We start from the raw sequence: 578 nt of genomic DNA, 5'->3' as shown, positions 1-578 counted from the left end.
TGTGATGTCCAGGCAGGTTGTTGAGCCTGCTGATGGGTGGGGCTCCGATGGCGGAGTGGCGCCTGTGATGATTGTAGAAGTGCATCCAGGCGGGTAGTGCTGCTCGCCGTTCGGTCTCTGATTCGTAGAAGCGTGCGTATGCCCAGCCGTCGGCGAGGGTGCGGTGGAATCGCTCGATCTTTCCGTTCGTTTGCGGACGGTAGGGGCGGGTTCGTTTGTGGCGGATGCTGAGCTCTGCGCAGGCGTCGGCCCAAACGTGTGAGCGGTAGGCGGATCCGTTGTCAGAGAGCACGCGCTCGACGGTGACGCCGCGCTCGGCGAACCAAGCGACCGCGCGGCGTAGGACACCGATCGCGGTGGCTGCCTTCTCGTCAGAGCAGATCTCTGCGTAGGCGACGCGGGAGTGATCATCGATCACGGTGTGCAGAAACGCGGTGCCGATGAGTGGGCGGTATTCACGGCCTCGCTGGCCGGTCTTCTGCGCCTGCGTGCGCGCGTTGATCTTGCTCTGCTGGCGGGTGAGGAACTTGTGCCCGCCGCCATCGGGGATGTTGCCGAACTTGGTTACGTCGACGTGG

1 protein-coding gene is annotated in these 578 nt (G+C 64.0%); it reads right to left on the bottom strand.

What is annotated here, in order from left to right; translation table 11 throughout:
• A partial coding sequence (locus tag ACI3KS_RS19640) for an integrase core domain-containing protein (RefSeq protein ID WP_404920221.1) occupies positions 1-578 on the bottom strand: 578 nt, incomplete at both ends.

It is taken from the genome of Microbacterium sp. ZW T5_45, from assembly GCF_044987415.1.
Taxonomy (GTDB): Bacteria; Actinomycetota; Actinomycetes; order Actinomycetales; family Microbacteriaceae; genus Microbacterium.
This window is presented reverse-complemented; position numbering and strand designations above follow the sequence as displayed.